The sequence below is a fragment of the Candidatus Uabimicrobium amorphum genome (genome assembly GCF_009002475.1).
GTDB classification, from domain to species: domain Bacteria; phylum Planctomycetota; class Uabimicrobiia; order Uabimicrobiales; family Uabimicrobiaceae; genus Uabimicrobium; species Uabimicrobium amorphum.
In genome coordinates this window covers 1,520,443-1,537,364 of the sequence record NZ_AP019860.1, presented here as the reverse complement: position 1 = coordinate 1,537,364, position 16,922 = coordinate 1,520,443, and the positions used below count along the sequence as shown (strand labels likewise).

The 16,922-nt window shown below is 40.3% G+C and carries 11 protein-coding genes; 4 read left to right on the top strand and 7 right to left on the bottom strand.

What is annotated here, in order from left to right; translation table 11 throughout:
- The first annotated feature begins 2 nt into the window (after positions 1 to 2).
- Entirely contained in the window at positions 3 to 1,139 is a 1,137-nt protein-coding gene (locus tag UABAM_RS05355) for an ATPase, T2SS/T4P/T4SS family (RefSeq protein ID WP_151966970.1), read from the top strand.
- Between the two features lie 623 nt (positions 1,140 to 1,762).
- On the opposite strand, the gene UABAM_RS05350 is transcribed toward UABAM_RS05355, so the two are convergent.
- The 5 genes from UABAM_RS05350 to UABAM_RS05330 form a co-directional block, all read right to left on the bottom strand.
- Positions 1,763 to 2,614 carry a ParB/RepB/Spo0J family partition protein gene (locus tag UABAM_RS05350; protein ID WP_151966969.1) on the bottom strand — a complete coding sequence of 284 codons (852 nt, stop codon included), beginning with the start codon at positions 2,612 to 2,614 and terminating at the stop codon, positions 1,763 to 1,765.
- Positions 2,607 to 3,365: a ParA family protein gene (locus UABAM_RS05345; protein ID WP_151966968.1), complete on the bottom strand. Its 759-nt coding sequence runs from the start codon at positions 3,363 to 3,365 to the stop codon at positions 2,607 to 2,609. The genes UABAM_RS05350 and UABAM_RS05345 overlap by 8 nt, the downstream gene beginning before the upstream one ends.
- Before the next feature lie 161 nt (positions 3,366 to 3,526).
- Positions 3,527 to 4,483, bottom strand: a complete 957-nt coding sequence (locus UABAM_RS05340; RefSeq protein ID WP_173013146.1) for an RNA ligase family protein — start codon at positions 4,481 to 4,483, stop codon at positions 3,527 to 3,529.
- A gap of 198 nt (positions 4,484 to 4,681) precedes the next feature.
- A complete protein-coding gene (locus UABAM_RS05335) occupies positions 4,682 to 6,073 on the bottom strand; it encodes a cryptochrome/photolyase family protein (RefSeq protein ID WP_151966966.1) in 1,392 nt (463 codons plus the stop codon).
- A complete protein-coding gene (locus UABAM_RS05330; protein ID WP_151966965.1) occupies positions 6,057 to 6,647 on the bottom strand; it encodes an HD domain-containing protein in 591 nt (196 codons plus the stop codon). Before UABAM_RS05330 ends, UABAM_RS05335 begins: the two co-directional genes overlap by 17 nt.
- Before the next feature lie 156 nt (positions 6,648 to 6,803).
- Between UABAM_RS05330 and UABAM_RS05325 the strand changes: the two genes are divergently transcribed.
- The 3 genes from UABAM_RS05325 to UABAM_RS05315 are packed head-to-tail and all read left to right on the top strand — an operon-like array spanning position 6,804 to position 11,261.
- Complete coding sequence (locus UABAM_RS05325) at positions 6,804 to 9,599, top strand: response regulator (protein ID WP_151966964.1); 2,796 nt, start codon at positions 6,804 to 6,806, stop codon at positions 9,597 to 9,599.
- A 22-nt stretch (positions 9,600 to 9,621) separates the two neighbouring features.
- Positions 9,622 to 9,996, top strand: a complete 375-nt coding sequence (locus UABAM_RS05320) for a response regulator (RefSeq protein WP_151966963.1) — start codon at positions 9,622 to 9,624, stop codon at positions 9,994 to 9,996.
- Positions 9,996 to 11,261 (top strand): protein kinase domain-containing protein, encoded by a 1,266-nt coding sequence (locus UABAM_RS05315; RefSeq protein ID WP_151966962.1) that lies wholly within the window; start codon positions 9,996 to 9,998, stop codon positions 11,259 to 11,261. The genes UABAM_RS05320 and UABAM_RS05315 overlap by 1 nt, the downstream gene beginning before the upstream one ends.
- Before the next feature lie 50 nt (positions 11,262 to 11,311).
- Here UABAM_RS05315 and UABAM_RS05310 read toward each other — a convergent pair whose 3' ends face one another.
- Both UABAM_RS05310 and UABAM_RS05305 read right to left on the bottom strand, forming a co-directional pair.
- Positions 11,312 to 11,938, bottom strand: a complete 627-nt coding sequence (locus tag UABAM_RS05310; protein ID WP_229759359.1) for a trimeric intracellular cation channel family protein — start codon at positions 11,936 to 11,938, stop codon at positions 11,312 to 11,314.
- A gap of 13 nt (positions 11,939 to 11,951) precedes the next feature.
- The gene (locus UABAM_RS05305) at positions 11,952 to 16,919 is read right to left on the bottom strand and encodes a protein kinase domain-containing protein (RefSeq protein ID WP_151966961.1); all 4,968 of its coding nucleotides are present in this window, start codon (positions 16,917 to 16,919) and stop codon (positions 11,952 to 11,954) included.
- Positions 16,920 to 16,922 lie beyond the last annotated feature (3 nt).

Genomic DNA, 16,922 nt, shown 5'->3' with positions numbered 1-16,922 from the left:
AAATGGATATAGAAAAAATTTTTTCTAAGATAGCAAATACAACAAGTGACTCGTCTGTGTTTTCATGCATAGGCGAGTTGTTTTTGCTCAATTTTCGTCGTTTATACTTTCATTCCCATCGCGGCGAAACTTCCATCTCAATATACGACACCGACAATCACTGTATAACCCGCCCTTGTTCTATAAACTTTATTCATAACATCAAAAAAGCTTTCGATATACAAGAGTCCTCGATACAGCATCGCTTTTTGCGCCAAGGTTACAGGGGTATTCTCCACTACCTACAAGATGACAACGAAGTATCTTTAAAGTTACAGACGATCGCAACGCAAACGTTAAAGCCATTGTCACAATTGGGAATGAACAAAGCCTCGCAGGATATCATTGTCCAAAAAAATACGAAAGCAATTCTCATCAGTTCTCCGCAAGAAGGGGGAGCCACGACCACGCAGTCCGCAATTTTAAACGAGCTTACGACAAAACGTTGCTGTGCGATCGACAATGGCAACACCCAGTGGCCAAAAAATACAGATTTGTTGGCGATTCGTCACGATATCGGTATGAACATAGGCGCTATTTTTGAAAAAACCTCGATGGTCGACTATTGGGGAATTGCCCATCCTATTCGTGATCACGATTCGCTGAGCGCGGCACTAGAACTCAGTGAACAGAATAAAATGCTAGTTGTCAGTATGTGGGGCGGGATTCATAGTCCATTGCAAACGATACAGCGTGTATGTGAAATGGGAGGCTCGCAGGTCATAGACTGCGTAGATCTCATTATTTCGCAATATTTGCTACCGCAACAATGTGGTCATTGCGGTGTGGGTTATGACGTTTCATCTGCTGTTGAACGAGAGCTTTTGGAGTATGGTGTTGATATTGCGAAAGTGAGGCTTGGGTATAATACAGGTTGTGAAAAGTGTAGATATATTGGCTACAACGGGCAAGTGCTTATATACGAACTTTGGCAAATCGATGCTGCATTGCGGAAAGCCGTGCATACAAATATGTCAGAAGAGAAAATAACAAAAATGGCGCAAAAGACGGCAACACTGCGCGAAACGCTATTGCACAATTTATATGCAGGTAAAATAGATGCGGGCACTTTTTTGCAGGTGATGGAATGGTTGACTTAGGGGATTTTTAGATTGGGTGCCTTCACCATCGAATTAGGGGGAATTTTGTTGTAGGGATTCGTTTCCGTATTGGTGCCCTCACCATCGAATTTAAGGTTTTAGCTTCGCTAAAAACCATAATTCTCATGCCTCTCCCACAGGGAGAGGCATAACACGTCTGAATTTGTTTCCATTTGTGTTACTTTGTGCCGCCGCATGCACAACCATAATTTTATGAATATGGTAACGCGATACTTTTGTCTCGCAAATCAAGTGAATTTAGTTTTTTACAAAAGAGACGCATTACATCTCTCCCTGTGGGAGAGGTATGAGAATAGCAGTTTACAGCGCAGCTGTAACTGCTAATTCGATGGTGAGGGCACCAATACGGAAAACGAATCCCTACAACAAAATCCACCCTAATTCGATGATGAGGCACCAATACAGAGGACGAATCCCTACAACAAAATCCACCCTAATTCGATGGTGAAGGCACCAATACGGAAAACGAATCCCTACAACAAAATCCCTCCTAATTCGATGGTGAGGGCACCAATACGGAAAACGAATCCCTACAACAAAATCCACCCTAATTCGATGATGAGGCACCAATACAGAGGACGAATCCCTACAACAAAACCCACCTAACTTTCGCCGTATTCCTCTAACAGTTTTTGCACTTTTGTTGAGGGGATAAATTGGAAAATAGCGTCGTTGTCTTTTTTGACGGCTTTCTTTAGGGCCTGGAACACCAACTGCGCGTCGGGGCGTTTACTTTTCCTTTTTGTTGGTTTCTTTTTCGTTAGCCCGGCCTTACTTTTTTCTACGGCAGCAATCGTCGGGTTTTTCTTTATTTTTTCCCACACTTCTGTCTGATTTTCTTTTTGTAACGACGAAAGCTCAAATAGTACCTCGCGAGGGACAGCTTGTTCTTTCGCTTGTTCCTTTACTTGTGGCTCGATTTTGGCCAGTTTCATCATTTTTGATATATACGCTTTACTTTTTCCCACTCTTTCTACAATTTGTTTCTGTTGTAGTCCAAATTCTATTTGTAAGCGTTGATAAAAATCGGCTTCGTCAAAGGTATTTAAATTTTCGCGTTGCAAATTCTCTTCTAATTGAATCAGTGCATAATCCAAAGGAGCTTTGCTTTCGTCAATAATCATCACCGGAATCTTCTTTAGCCCAGCTATTTTTGCTGCGGTATACCTTCGCTCACCTGCGACGATAATATAAACATCTTCTTCACTACGTACGGTGATGAAATTTATAAAGCCGTGCACCTTGATACTTTGAGCCAATTCTTTAATGTCGGCACTATGTGGATTAATTTCTTTGCGCGGTTGGTTGGGGTCAGGCTTTATTTTGCTAATTTCAACCACCTTGATCTCTTTGCCATCGACTATTTGCGAATCCGAATCGGAATCAGAGATACCTTGTTTTGTCGGTTGAATCCAACTTAAGGGGTTACTACCAAGACCTGATTTTTTAGCCATCTTTGATCACCTCCTTCGCAAGACTTGCGTAGTCTTTTTTTCCATTGGAGTTTGGAGCATACGTCGTTATGGGTTTTCCATAGCTCGGCGCTTCTGCAAGTTTTACATTCTCTCTAATCTTTGTTTTAAACACTTTTTTCGCAAAATGTTGTCCAATTTTGTCCGCCACGTCTTTGCATATATTCTTACGCGAATCGTAGCGTGTGATGAGAACTTTGTATACTTCCAATTTAGGATTTAATCTTTCTTTGATGACATCGACGGTTTGTAATAGTTTTCCCGAACCTTCCAGGGCAAAAAATTCCGCTTGAATGGGAATAATAATTCTGTCCACGGCGTTAAGTGCATTTATCGTAAGTAATCCTAGAGAAGGAGGACAATCAATTAATAAGTAGTCGTACTTTTTACCGAGACCTTTGAGTTGATCGCGCAATACACTTTCCCGACCAATATGAGTGACAAGCTCTATTTCTGCTGCGGAAAGATCAATGTGTGAGGGAATGACATGAAGATTCTTTGTCGCGGTTTGCACAATCACATCCTTGGCTTTTTTATTATGTAGTAGAAGGTCGTAAAGCGTATGTTCCATTTGGTATGGATTTACTCCGAGATGTATTGTGGCGTGCGCTTGTGGATCTGCATCAATTAGTAGAACTTTTTTGTTTTTTGCCGCTAGACATGCTGCAAGATTAACAGAGGTTGTCGACTTTGCACAACCCCCTTTTTGGTTTGCTAAAGCAATTTTTATCACGTAACTTCTCCGTTGAATGGAACCTGGGAGATTATCAATAGAACAGTGTGTTACTAATACACACCTTAACGATGAATGATTCGCAAGTATCGGAGTATACATAAATTCACGACCATTCACCACGTTTTTTTAGGAATTTTATTTGGATATATTTTACTTGACTACGTTTTCATCATCGAAAATTGTTTTTCGGCTTCGGAGCTCAAAGCTTTACGCACATTTTTTTTCCCATGTAAATTTAATTGTTGTTGGTATTCATCTACTTCACGAGAAATATCTTGAATAACACGGCGTATGACGTTTTCTTTGTTAGCGAAAAACTCTTCTTGCCAACGCCCTTGTTCTTTTAAATATTCCATCGCATGACGAATTCGTTCACGCAATACAACGCGTTTCGCAAAATCTTGGGGAGTTTGCTGCTCTTCTGTAGGTGCTATGTACTCTTGGCGGTTGGGATGCTTATATTTGGCGACAAGCGCTTCTCCGTAGTTATTGAAAAGTAATGGATCGCTCCAAATGACAATTCCCTCGTGAGTGTTATCGGTATCTTGGCGACGAAAACCACGGTTTTCGCTGTGCTGAGAACGACGATCGAGTAGAGAAGTAAACTCCTGTACATTGGGTGTACCTTGGTACAGTACAGGGGCAAGGGTAAAATCCAAACGTTTTGAAATCTGCATCAGCGTCGGATATTCTTTATCACCGCCCATCGTGCGACTATAGCTACACCAGATTCCATCCATCACGGCGGCAAAAAGTACAAAATTTATCTTACCGTAAATAAATCCACAGGCCTGAATAGAACCACCGCATGTCTCACCATAAAAGGTGACATTGGCGTCGATCTCTTTGGCAAAGAAAAGCATTGCCTTACACAACGTTTTGTCTTTGCGGATCATATCGCAGATAAAATTTTGTGAAAACTTCTCTTCGTGCTCAAGGAGCGTACGCCCACCAATGACAATATCATCAGCACTTTGTGCATCTTTACTTATGCCAATACGTGTATTTGTGCCATCAATTTTTTCCATACACACCACGTTGTTCACACAATGCAGCCAATCCGCTTGTTGTTTGTACTGTGGAATTTTAGGAAATTCACTAGGAGAAAATTTCATGTGTAACTCCTTTATAACAAATCTTTGTGAGTATAAGGTATGCAGAGCACTTATGATAAGTGCTCTGCATAAAGTATTTAAACTCAGGTACGTTGTTAGACGCATGAAGTGAATTTGTGTTGGAAGAAAATAGAAATGATCGATGTGTAACGCAATTTACAACATAATATTTTTTTGTTCGTTGGATTATTTTATGAGTTACTGTTTCAAATCGGCAAACATCGCTTTGGCTTTTTTCGACTCTGTCGCGTGATCTACCATGGGGCGCGGGTAATCCACTTCAAGATCTGCGTATTTTTCATTGAACCAATTGTGAATGACCTTGGCGTCGAGTAACTCCAACTCTGGAACCCATTTTTTGATATACTCCACTTTCACATCGAATTTTTTTTGCTGGAGCCATGGATTAAAAACGCGAAAATACGGTTGAGCGTCGCAACCGGTGGAAGCGGCCCACTGCCAATTTCCATTGTTGACACAAGGATCATAGTCGATAAGCTGTTGTGCAAAATACTTTTCTCCCCAGCGCCAGTCAACACGCAAGTGTTTTGTCAAAAATGACGCGACAATCATACGTACACGGTTATGCATGTAGCCGGTGGTGTTTAGTTCGCGCATTCCGGCGTCTACGATTGGAAATCCCGTTCGTCCTTCGCACCATAGGTCAAATTGTTTTTTGTTATTTTCCCACTTTAACCCTTGGTATTTTTCATGAAAGCACTTACCAAAAACATGCGGAAAGTGATACGCTACGTGAGTGAAAAAGTCACGCCAATACAACTCGGAAATAATGGTGTGCGTTTCTCCTAAATCTTTTGCGACGGTATGAAAGAATTCACGTGCGGAAATTGTACCGAATTTGTTGTGAGCGGAAAGCCCAGTTGTACCTTTAATCGATGGGTAGTCACGCTGCTCTTTGTAGTTAGTGAATTGTTTCACTTTTTTTAGCTGCTTAAGAGCGTAGGTGCGTCCACCGGGAACGTATAGGTTTTTATTGGACTTGGGACAAATTTCTTTACGCATCGCATCCAAAGAAACCGTATTTGACAAGTCATCGTTGGAAAAGCAAGGGTTTTTGTAGTATTGGGGACGTTCTACGGTAATCAAGCGCGCCTTTTTCATAAACGGAGTGTACACCTTATACGGCTCATTACTCAAATTGAGAACTTGTCCTGGCTCGGTTAATAGCGCATCGGCAAAGGAATGAAATGCTACTTTGTTTTTTTTGCAACGCTTTTCTATTGCAGCATCGCGTTTTTGACTAAACGGTGTATAATCGCGATTACAAAAGACGGCCTCACAATCATTTTTGGCTAAGTGATCTACGATATTTTCAACTGTGTCGTGAAAAAAATACAGGCGTCCGTTTTGCTTTTCTATTTGTTTTTGTAAGTCTTCAAGGGATTCGAGCATAAACTGTAGAATATTTTGCCCGCGAAATGGATTATTACCCCCCACTTGTCGTGGATTAAAAATAAAACACAACATTACTTGTTGAGATTCTTTGACAGCTTCATTTAGGCCTGTGTTGTCTCCCAAACGCAAATCGCGGCGAAAGATAAAAGCACTCGATTTATATTTTTTCGTCATTTTGTAACCAACCTTTCTCACAGGCAGATTCCACTTGTTTTGCTAAGTATTGCCATAACTCGGGAAACTCTCTTACGGGTGCCATAACATCATAAACTTGGTGCGCACTAATTTTATTTTCTTTCCACGCCTTGCCATCCGATTCAATGTGTAATAAGAAGGGATGAAGGCGATCTAGTACATTGGCAAATTTCGCTTCATTGCTCTCCCCTTCTTCAAATTCATCCCAAAGTTCATGTAATTCTTGTGCTTGGTGTTGCGGAAGAATACCAAATAAACGTTTAGCGGCTTTTATTTCCCTCTGTTTTTTATCCTTTAAACCATCCTTGTCGTGTATATACGTGTCTCCGGCATCTACTTCGACAATATCATGGATAATCACCATTTTTATGACTTTTAATAAATCTATTTTTTTACTGTGTGGCTCAAGTATTACCGCCATCATTGCCAAATGCCAAGAATGTTCAGCAGAATTTTCGTTGCGTAGTCCATCCGCAATATAATTTCGTCGAAAAATATTCTTTAATTTGTCGATTTCAATAATAAACTGTAGTTGTTTGTCAATGTCCGTCATAGTTTTCGTCTTTCTAGCGTAGAAATCATTGGATTATCCACAATTTTTTGGTTACAATTCATCTGTCTGATTTACAGAACACTCCTTAGTATAAACAGATTGGTGTTCCAGGCAACTTAAAAATTCATTGCGGCAAAATGCAGGAAAGGTCATTCCGTGTCAAACACAAGTGTATCAACAACGAATTTCGATTCGACCCAAAAGTTCCTCGAAGAACATCAACAACAAATCATCGGGCAAAGCAACTATTTTCTGAGTGCTTGGATCGTTGTACAGTGGTTTGTTGGGATTTTGATTTCTTTCAAACTTTTTTCAATAGAGGCGCCACAACAGCAATACTTTTATACCTGTGTAAGCTGTGCAGGTGTTACATCTCTATTCGCTATTTTTATGACAATAAAGTATCCATCTTTTGCTTGCTACGTTTTAACGATAGCGCAAGCCTTTTTATGCGTTATTCTGGCGTATTTTGCCAAAGTAGATTTTACACTAGCGTTATATTCGCAAATGATTATCTCACTAGCGATTTTCGCTTTATATCGCCGTGCAAGCATACTGATATTATTTTACATTTTCATGGTGGTTCACCATGTAACATGGAATTATGTGTCCACGGGAAATAGTTTAGGGGTATTTGGAGATACACAAACGCTTTTAAGCAGTGGCGGGTGGATTTTGTTGATCGCGATTTTTTTCGTTATATATTCCATTCGCGGAAAAAAAGAGATCGATAAAATCGTTCTCAAGAGAGTTGAACTCGAAAAAGCCAATGAAGATATACAGCTCCAAGCAGAAAAACGCGCCCAGGAACTTCAGAGTAATAAAGAGGCTCTGCAGCAAACCAACTGGATGAAGACAGGTGTGACAGAACTGAACGATAAAATGCGTGGTGAACAAGAAATACACGTGATGGCGAAAAATATTTTGAGCTATCTTGTACCATACCTTGACTCACAAGTTGCGGCACTTTATTTGAAAGATCGTGACAATATATTTAAGCTGGTGGGGTCCTTTGCTGGCAAGGGACAAAGTTATTTGACCGAAAAATTTAAATGGGGAGAAGGCTTACCTGGACAAGCTGCCAAAGAAAAAAAACGCATTGTTCTCGACAACGCTGGGGATATGCTGACGATCAATGTAGGTCTTGGCAAAGTACAGATCGAGAACATTCTCTTTTTGCCACTCTTGCATGAAGACGATGTGAAAGGTCTTCTTGTTATTGGTAGTACGCATAAGTTCACTTCGCGACAAATTGAATTCTTAGAAGAGGCTTCTGAAAATATTGCGATATACTTCAATACAGCTCTATCGCGTTTAGAAATGCGTAAGCTATTAGAAAAAACAGAGCAACAGCGTCGTGAGTTGCAGAAACAGAATAGTGAAATTATTACCCAACAAAATATTCTCGACCTCAAGAACAAACAATTAGAAGAGAGTAACAAACATAAGAGTGTGTTCTTGGCGAATATGAGTCACGAATTAAGAACACCGTTAAATGCAATTATTGGTTACAGTGAACTTCTACTGGAAGATGCAGAGGATATGGGCGAAGAGGATTTCGTCGAAGATTTGAATAAAATTAAATTTGCCGGTAAACACTTACTATCTCTCATCAACGGTATTCTCGACCTCTCAAAAATTGAGGCGGGTAAAATGGATCTGCATATTGAGAAATTTAATATCAATGAGATGCTGGGAGAAATACTCGTTACCGCAGAACCATTGGCTCTAAAAAATTCAAATACATTGTCAACAGATTATGCCGAAGATTTAGGCGAAATGCGCGCGGATTTAGTGAAAGTAAGACAAGTTTTATTAAATCTACTGAGTAATGCCGCCAAATTTACTGAGCAAGGAACGATTACTTTACGCACTTTTCAAAAGAACGAGCGCGTTACCTTCACGATTAGCGATACGGGAATTGGGCTAAACCCAGAACAAACCGATCGCTTGTTTGAGCCTTTCTCACAAGCAGATTCTTCAACAACGCGTAAATACGGAGGAACTGGTTTAGGTTTAACCATTTCCAAGAAGTTCTGCGAAATGATGGGCGGAAGTATTAGTGTAGAAAGTGAAGAAGGAAAAGGTTCGACTTTCCATGTTGAATTGCCACTAACCGTAAAAGCTTCTGAAGAGGAAGTTGTAGAAAATACTTCTCGCGGTCGTTTAAGTCACACCACAAAAGCGATAAAAAAAGTACCAAGTAAACCGAGTAACAATCCAGATACAATACTGGTCATTGATGATGATATTACGATCCACGATGTCATGCAACGCTTTGCAGATAAAGAAGGCTACAATCTTGAAATCGCGATGAATGGTAAGGAGGGCTTGGAAAAAGCGGAAGCCGTAAAACCGCAAACTATTTTCCTTGATGTTATGATGCCCAATATTGACGGCTGGGAAGTGCTCAAACAATTGAAACAAAATCCACAACTGGCAGACATTCCGGTGATCATGATCTCGATGGTGGACAAAAAATCAATGGGATTTGAATTAGGGGCGGCAGAGTACCTAACCAAACCTCTGGATCTTGACCATTTGACAAAAGTGTTGCAAAAATATAAAGAAAATGAGACGCCATCGGTTCTCATTGTCGAAGACGACGAGGACATGCAAGAAATGTTACTGCGTTCTTTGGAAAAACAAGGTTATAAAGCTGTCGTGGCTGAAAATGGAGAAAGTGCGTTACAAAAAATACAAGAACATATCCCCGATTTAATACTTCTCGATTTGTTAATGCCGCAAATGGACGGTTTTCAGTTTTTGGTAAATCTGCGTACTTCTTCTGAATGGAAGGACATACCTGTTGTTGTGGTATCTGCAAAAAACATCACCAAAGAAGATCGTGAAAAACTGAGTGGAAGTGTACAAAAAATAATAGAAAAAAGTGAGCTGAGTAGCGACGATTTGATGCAAAAAATCAGTACATTAATAAAAACGTCTTCATAGGTTGAGGTGCAGGAAAACCGTTATGTTTAAAATTCTTTTGGTAGAAGATAACGAACTAAATTACGATATGTTGATGCGCAGGCTAAAAAGAAAAGGATTTAATACCATTCTTGCTGTGGACGGAGAACAGGCTATTGAAAAAGCTCAGTCACAAAATCCCGACTTGATTTTAATGGATATGAGTCTTCCCAAAATAGATGGATGGGAAGCGACGAGACGTATTAAACAACATCCACAAACGCAAAATATTCCCATTATAGCCCTCACGGCACATGCGATGGTCGGGGATCGCGAGAAAGCACTAGAGGCAGGTTGCGACGAATACGATACCAAACCAGTAGATTTGAAAAGACTGATCTCAAAAATAAATATTTTTCTTACGAAAGAGGACGAGTAGTGAATAAAACTGAAGGGGCGAATATTCTCGTTGTCGACGACAATGAAATGAACCGCGATATGCTATCGCGTAGATTAAAGCGCAAAAAGTTTTCGGTACTAACCGCTGCAAGTGGCCTCGAAGCTCTTGATCTTGTAAGCAAGCACGAGTTTAATCTTATTCTACTAGACATCAATATGCCTGGAATGAACGGCATTGAAGCACTGCAAGAAATTCGCAAGAAATATTCAATGTCGGAGTTGCCGGTCATTATGGTAAGCGCACGCTACCAAAGTGAGGATATTGCTTGGGCTTTGGAAAACGGTGCCAACGATTATATTACAAAACCAGTTGATTTTGTGATTGCTTTGGCACGAATAAAAACGCAATTGTCGTACGCAAAAGTAAAAGATAATGTTGAAGAATGTGTCACAATGGATGGGTTACAAACCTCTGATGGTATCAAAATAGGTGAAGACTTTTTTCACTATCGCATTGAAGATAAACTAGGTCAAGGTGGTATGGGGATTGTTTACAAAGCTTATGACACACGTCTAGAGCGCTATGTGGCCTTAAAGAGCATCCGCGATACAAATGAGCGACTTATCAAACGCTTAACACAAGAAGCGCGAGCAATTGCTCAAATCAAACATCCAAACATCATCACGGTTTACGATATAGGTAATACCCCTCTGCATTACTTTGTGATGGAATATATCGAAGGCAAGACTCTAGACCACTTCATCAAAAGTGGTGAAGTGACACCTGGTATTGCCGTGGGGATTGCACAAAAAATAGCAAATGCGCTTTTTACCGCGCATAAAAGTGGAGTGGTTCATCGCGATTTAAAACCTGCAAATATCATTATCGATAACGATGGTGAACCGCACATTATGGATTTTGGTTTAGCAAAAGTTGCCGAAAATGAAAAGCTTACCAAAGACAACGAAATTGTCGGTACACCGTGTTATATGGCCCCCGAACAAATCGACGTTAAACGCGGAAAAATTGACGTGCAGACCGATATTTATGCGGCGGGTGCCATACTCTACGAAATGATCACTGGAAAACCGCCATTTGAAATCAAAGGAACCAAAATTCACGAAGTGTTGTGGAAAGTTTTGCAAGACGAACCGGTAAAACCAAGTGATTTGCAAAAAGATATTCCGCAAGAACTCGACGACATATGCTTAAAGGCTCTAGAAAAAGAGCAAGAAAAACGTTTTAGCAATGCCCATGAAATGGAACAAGCCATTGCCAAGGTGTATTACCAGCATTTCTGCTAAAATGGTGTAGTTTCGAAAACGGTTCCCGCAGACTACAAAACCATCTTTTACTAGCCTTCCTCATTCGCAACATGAAATGCGGGAAGGCGAAGTCCACAAATGATGGCAAAAAAACGGATGCACGCCACGATGAAAATTCCAATAAAAGCCGCAATCGTTTTAGCACAACCTAAGTACTGCAACGCCAAATAACAAACGATCCCAATCGCAGAGGCTGTGGAATACAGAGTTTCTGTGGAACGAAATAAAAGAGGCACCTCTCCAGAAAGAACATCGCGAAGAACACCTCCTGCTGTTCCGGTCATAATCCCCATCAGCACCACTATGATTCCTGTCATCCCCTGATTTTCCGCTATTTGTGCACCGGTAATGGTAAAAAGTGCCAGACCTAAGGCGTCGGCATATAGCAGTGTCGTAAAAGGTGGTTTCCAAAAACGTACGTACATCATCGTGAACAGAGAAGCTCCGAGAATAAGCCATAAATAGGTGGGGTCTTTCATCCAAAAAACCACATCTTTATTGAGAAGAATATCGCGAAGTGTACCACCACCAAGTGCGGTAACGGCCGCTAAAGCGGCGACACCCACCCAATCAAGTCCTTTTTTCCCCGCAACAAGTGCCCCGCTAAAAGCAAAGACGGCAACTCCGATCAAGTCCAAACAGTAAAGAATGCTCAATATACTTTCCTTGTTAGCGATAGATAAGATAACGTAGCGAGTATTTCCATAAATCTTGTGGACCTAAGTGCTCTAAATGCTGCTTCCATACTTGCACAGCTGATTTTTTATCACGTTTTGCTAAAAGTGTCAAAAATAAATAAATACTTTTCGTTTGCTGTTTCCCGATAAAACTCTGCTTGTTTTTTTGTAAGAAATCAAGAGCTTGGGCATAGTTTTTTTGTAAAATTTTACATATGGTAAATGCTATGTGAGCGGTCAAATTTTTGGGATTTTTCCGTAATAGTTTGTGGATGGCAATCATCGCCTCTTCGTAATTACGTCTATCGATACATAAATATATTTTTTCTAAATGAAGATCTTTATCGTTATGTAGTACGGTGAAAGCCTTTTCGATAATACGGAAACCTTTGTGCCTACGATACAAAGTAAAGTTTCGCGCTATTTCATTGCGCACATACTGCAAATACAATTGTCTACGATTTTCATATCCAGGATCGCTACTACTACCATATTTTAAAGACATGGCCAACAAGCGTTGTTGTTCTTGTGGATTGTTCATGAAAATGGCATTTTCATAAGCACGTACTAGTTTTTTGTGGTAACCGCGTTTACGGATGGTACTTGGTAAAATTTTACGTAGGTGCTCGTTCCCTTGATCGTCTAGCAGCGCTGCATATTTTTGCCAAGTGATTTCAAAATTCCATATGGATGTACTAATGAGAGCAGCAAGTAATTTCTGAGCATTTGGAGATTGTCGATTGAGAGATATGACCAAATGTAAAAATTTTCCCACGAAGGCCTTAGGGTATACTTGCTCGTATTTTTTTATATAATTCAATGCCAATGTATATTGTTGCTGCTCAATACAATGCACCGCTTTGTCGATTTCAGACGTATGGCTGCGTATTGTGCCATTTTTTAGAGGAAAAATGGCATTACTCTTTAGAGATGCGTGTAAATATTTAATAAAAGATTTTATATGAATGACTTGAGAGTTGGTGGTAACGGTAAAAAAGTTATAGTCATTGGCGCTACGGATGAAATGTGGCGTGCCTTTGATCGTTTTTCCATATACGGTAGAGACATGACGTCCACTCTTTAAATTAAATACGCGAAATTTTGCGGGATTTATTGTTGTGACAACATCAAGAGTTCCGTCTTTGTCAATGTCCGCGACTAGTGTGTTAAAATCGCGATTACTAAAACCGTCTTCACTAAATTGTATCCAATTTCTTTTACCCGTACTCACATCCAAGGACACAATTTCGGCATCATCGCCAAATACGATAATTTCATCTCCCGCAACTCCATCAAAGTTACCCACTTGAGCATGATTTATGATGGCACCGGTGGTGAGTTGTTTTTGCCAAATTGTTTTGCCGTTGCGAAAGTTGATATGTGATACAGTACCTGCGTGCTGTGTGACAAAGAGAAGAGGTCCTGTACTACCTTGAAGTACCATAGGTCCAAGAAGTTTTCCTCCGGCATACATTGTTTCTTCTTTCCACAGCAAACTTCCCGATTGCCCTTCAAAACATACAACAAACGAGTAACCTAAATCGTCGCGAATCTCTGAAAGTACAATAACATCTTTAAAGCCATTGTTATTCACATCCACAAAATCCACTAAGCCGTGACGGAGAGGAAATGGTTTTTTCCATAGCAAATTACCATCGCTAAAGCAGTATATGTGACCTTCTAACGAGTATATTATTTCGGGAACTTCGTCATTGTTGAGGTTGACGATTTGCATATTTACACCTTGATTGTATGGTGACAATACAAGGTCTTTTTCTAAGTTTCCCTGCAGATCGTACAATGATATTTTTTCGCGATGATTTACGATAAGCTGTTTACGGGAAGTGACGTTTTGTAGGTATATAGGAGTTTCCTCTGGCTGCTTTATCTGCCAAATTTTTTGAAAATTTTTACCATCTAAACAATAAATTTCTCCCAAGGTATTGGCCACAATTGCATCGCATACTTCGTCATTGTTTACGTCAACGGGAATTAAACTTCGCGCGTTTAAAAACAAATCATTTTTGTACGTCTTTTTGAGTCCCTTTGTGGGATTCATTGCGAGAATGCTCTTTTCAAGTAAACATAAAATTTCTAAAAAGCCATCACCACTTACATCTGCGATTTTCAACTTCTTTAACTTGCTGGCAAATTTCAATTCACTAATTTGCGCACCACGGTTATTAAAAATCAGTACACGATTATCTCCACTGACAATAATTTCGCGATTATTGTCTTTATTTAAGTCGGTAACGATGGGTGTAAAAGTTGTGGTAAAACCGCATGGTTGTTGTGACTTCCACTTCAAAGAACCATCTTCGCTATCCAGGCAATACAAGTGGTCGGCAACCACGATGACTTCTTCGCGATGATCGTTGTCAATGTCACAAACTTGAATTTTTATCATATGCTGGCTGCTGGCTTTCCACGCCCATTTTTGAGAAAGTTTACGCTTCTCGATACATGACAATGTTTGACGATTGCTAAAAAACAGGTGCTTTTCATCAAAGGCAACCAAACTGGCATCTTGCATTTTCAGAATGGGACGCTGAATTTTTCGTTTAACATCAAACAATACAAAATCGTAATCTGTTGTCGGATATAAAATTTGTGTTGGAGTAATAAAATCCAAAATTTGTGCCGAAGCCGCTTTGAAATTGCGCATTGGTCTGCGCCATAGATCTTTACCGCTTTTCATGTCAATACAGCGAATACCGCGGTGATGATTTGCCAAAATTACGTCGTCGTATCCGTCTCCATTTTCGTCGTAAAAACCGTAACGTCCTCCCCACCACGAAGGTTCGGTAAATATTTTGTTGTGTGTATTACCATCTAGAATAAAAAATTCATTTTGGTGAGTATAAACAATATCGAGAACGCCGTCGTGATTTATATCGTGAAAATCGATACCACCAAAACTGCGCAAGTTGGAAACAAACGACCATAATTCCTGACGTGAGAGTATATCAAAACTAGTAATGCTACCTTCGTCACGTGTTACGTACAATTCATCGCGTCCATCCTTGTCGATATCTGCGGTGGCAATATCATGGATTTTTTGGGCAAAATCTTGCTTCCACACTAGCATACTTTCGAGGTCGATATCTACATTTACGATGCGATTCGGACCAATATGTAGCTTGCGTTGTTGCGCAAAATAATTATCTTTTTCAAAGATACATTCATAATCGCCTTTGGGGAGTTCATATTCATATACCGGGGCAAAAAAATGGAATTTTTCCTGCGTTTCTTGGTGAATGCATGTTACACGGATGCCACTTATGGGGGATTTCAATGTAATTTTGCCTTGAATACGCTTTAACTGTTTCTCAATGTTGCGCTCTTCCCCGGGGGCGAGTTTGACCGAAAAGCGCAGTGTTTGGTATTGCGGATGCTTTATGGTCACTTCATGATAACCACTTGCCAAAGAGTAACTTTTCTGTACAGGTAAAAATTCATCATCGATAAAGATGTTGGCAGTTAAAATCTGTTTGTCACCTTTTAATTTTAAATATAAAGTTCCCGGGGCGAACAGGAATTGATATGCGAGTGTTGTCACGGAAACAACCAAGATACACGCCAAGCTAAACACCATTTTATTACGTCGTACAAAACGCATCGTTTTTGCGGTGATTCCGACAGGCTTGGCCTTAATGTTTCCTCCATGGATAAAATTTTGTAGATCGTTGTGTAAAGCACGTGCGGTGGGATAGCGCTTTGCAGGAGATTTTTCCAGGCATTTCATGCAAATAGTCTCTAAATCCCGTGGCAAGTCGGGAACTAACTTACGTGGCATGACAGGATCTTTTACAGATATGGCGGCAAAAATGGCTTGAATGCTTGCCGCGGTAAATGGCGGCTTACCGACAAGAACTTCGTACAATACGATTCCAAAGGAAAAAACGTCGGTGGTTTTTTTTATTTTTCCCTTTTGTCCCTCAACTTGCTCCGGCGACATATATTGGGGGGTACCAATCGCAGCTCCGGTCATAGTTAGAACCTCGCTACCCTTGCGTTTTGCCAATCCAAAATCCATAAGATATGGTTTGCCGTTGGAGTCGATCATGACGTTGTCAGGTTTTATATCGCGGTGAATGACACCTTGTTGATGTGCAAATGCCAAAGCATCTGCAACTTGTGCCATGAGTTTGATTTTCTCATGGACATCGAGCTGCATGACTTTGATATATTCGATCAGGGACAGACCTTCAATATAATCCATGGCAAAAAAAACGACCTCGTCTTCCACTCCGATCTCGTAGATTTGCGTTATTCCGGGGTGTTTTAAAGATGCGATTAATTTTGCCTCGCGAAGGAAACGCTCCTTTTGCTCTTCTCCTGCAAGGTTGGAAATCATCGTTTTGATTGCGACAGTGCGATCGAGTTCACGATCGTATCCTTCGTAGACAACGCCCATACCACCACGTCCTAATTCGCGTATGATTCTATAACGTCCTAGCGTTTTTGCTGTCGACTTGCGCTCGAAAAAATAGGAATCGCCTTTCATGCGAATTTCTAGTTCAGAAGGTGTGTCGCGCCACTGCTCCACATTGATTTCTTTTTGTACCAATAGAAAATTTTTGGTATTAATAGCACGCTTTGCTAAGAGAATTTGCAAAAAATCGCGCTCGTCTCCTTCTTGGTATTTTTCTTGGAGGATGCGGTTTAAAACCTTTAGGTCAACAATGCCACGTCCAAATACTTCCTGCGCCCATTTGTAATCATTTAGTAAGTACATCGGCATGGTATTGCTTTGTGCATTGTCATTTTGTTGTATATAAGCGTTGCGCATTTTTTCGATATGAGCCATGGAGCACGACAAAGATTTGGCCACAACTTCGCCAAAAGATGCTTTGGGATACTTTCCCATATTTTCTTGGATTTGTTGTGCATCTTTTTTGGTAAAAAAATCGTTTTCCATGCAAAACAAGATAAACTTTTTTTGTTCGACAGTTAACATATC

Excerpts from the sequence above, each read along its gene's own strand:
- UABAM_RS05320 (WP_151966963.1), top strand. The coding sequence starts at position 9,622 with ATGTTTAAAATTCTTTTGGTAGAAGATAACGAACTAAATTACGATATG.
- UABAM_RS05305 (WP_151966961.1), bottom strand. The coding sequence starts at position 16,919 with ATGTTAACTGTCGAACAAAAAAAGTTTATCTTGTTTTGCATGGAAAAC.
- UABAM_RS05355 (WP_151966970.1), top strand. The coding sequence starts at position 3 with ATGGATATAGAAAAAATTTTTTCTAAGATAGCAAATACAACAAGTGAC.
- UABAM_RS05330 (WP_151966965.1), bottom strand. The coding sequence starts at position 6,647 with ATGACGGACATTGACAAACAACTACAGTTTATTATTGAAATCGACAAA.
- UABAM_RS05340 (WP_173013146.1), bottom strand. The coding sequence starts at position 4,483 with ATGAAATTTTCTCCTAGTGAATTTCCTAAAATTCCACAGTACAAACAA.
- UABAM_RS05350 (WP_151966969.1), bottom strand. The coding sequence starts at position 2,614 with ATGGCTAAAAAATCAGGTCTTGGTAGTAACCCCTTAAGTTGGATTCAA.
- UABAM_RS05335 (WP_151966966.1), bottom strand. The coding sequence starts at position 6,073 with ATGACGAAAAAATATAAATCGAGTGCTTTTATCTTTCGCCGCGATTTG.